Consider the following 1,505-nt stretch of genomic DNA (forward strand, 5'->3'; position numbering starts at 1 on the left):
TTTTGATCGACAGGGCGTGGGACACCCTCCGGCAAAGCACCAATAAACTGACCGGTGCAGCCTTTCTTGAGGAACTCCCTGAGCCCCCGACCAGGAGATACTTAGGGGATCACATCGATGATGCAGAAAATAACCGGCAGTTAATTCGTCTGATCGGCGATAAACGTTCTGCTGAAATATATACCCCGGTGATCTGTGAAGACCTGAAAAGATTCCGGGTCTTGATCGTTGGCAACTTCCGTGAAAACTGGGGAACCATTTTTGAAAGCCCGGCAGGGCAAAATTTCAACCTGATCGGCAGTGGGATTTTTTCTCCGGGCATTGCCCTGGATTGCCGGGATTCGCTGGACACCATAAAACGCTTGATCAATGAACATGATGCAAATATTTTAAGCAGCGATACCAATCAAGAAATGATCTAACCTAATGATAAATATAGATTAAATCCAAAACACTGCGATATTGTGTTTAGATACTCCCTTAAATATCAATGGGTTAGCCTATTTGCGGGTACCGCTGCATTTTAAGCAACGTGAGTTCGATGCCCAGAAAGCCACAGGCAAGTTCTGTTACATCAATATCAGGCTTCTGGGCTGCCGGGTATAAGCGATTAGTCCATCGATCAGATTCACCGCAAAATTGAAGGGTATTTATGGAAAAACTACAAGAAAGTATTAACGGTTTAATTCTTCAGGATTCATTTCTTTCAGACTCTCGAATAGAAAGTGATGGGGAAAGCAGACCACAGCCACCGGTTGCCCCTAAAAAGTTACCTGGTCCTGAATTGAACGAAAAGCAACCATCAGACACATCAATTCTGCAAAGAGATGTTAATTCTTTTAGTGAGAAGCAACAATCTGGAAAAGCAGTGAGCACAGGAACATTTACTTTTCCAGTCGATTCTATCATTCATTTTGGTAACAGTCGTTCTATTGATATTTCAGGCCTGACAATGAATCCAGGCAATTTGAAAAAAGGGGGGATAGGTTATGGTACAAATGGTGGGGCTAGATTAATGGCTCGAGCGATGAAAGATATTGGTAATAGTTCTGATCATGTTGTACATAACTTACCCTTTTGTATTGAAGATGGACAAATGATATCAATAGACGACAAGGTCGTTTCTCCTAATACAGTCAAACAGGCTATTGAGGAGGGAATTAAAGAAGGTTCTACCTTTTTTAACATTCCTTTATTAGCTGATGGCCATGCCAGCTTAATATCTTTCAAAATATCAGACTCCTGTGTAGAGGTGATATGTTATGACTCTTTAGAAGATAAAGAAATAAAATATAGAAATAGATATAATAGTAAGATTTGTGACTATCTCACTAGCTTGCTCCCATTTCCATTGCATGTCCATAGTCAACCGAAATTCATGCATTTATTAGATCAGGGAACGGCTACATCAGATGGTTGTGGTTATTATTCCCTTTATACTGCATTATTAATTACCTGAATCCGTAAGGTTTTGATTGCACCGGAAGAATTTTACCAATTTAATA

Annotated in this window: 2 protein-coding genes; both read left to right on the plus strand. The window is 40.4% G+C overall.

The window, feature by feature from the left end:
* On the plus strand, positions 1-422 hold a 422-nt coding region (locus KDK14_RS05340), incomplete at its 5' end, for a hypothetical protein (RefSeq protein WP_257263984.1).
* Between the two features lie 230 nt (positions 423-652).
* A complete protein-coding gene (locus tag KDK14_RS05345) occupies positions 653-1,459 on the plus strand; it encodes a hypothetical protein (RefSeq protein WP_257263985.1) in 807 nt (268 codons plus the stop codon).
* Positions 1,460-1,505 lie beyond the last annotated feature (46 nt).

Origin of the sequence: Endozoicomonas sp. ONNA2, assembly GCF_024606365.1 — a bacterium.
Taxonomy (GTDB): domain Bacteria; phylum Pseudomonadota; class Gammaproteobacteria; order Pseudomonadales; family Endozoicomonadaceae; genus Endozoicomonas.

Excerpts from the sequence above, each read along its gene's own strand:
- KDK14_RS05345 (WP_257263985.1), top strand. The coding sequence starts at position 653 with ATGGAAAAACTACAAGAAAGTATTAACGGTTTAATTCTTCAGGATTCA.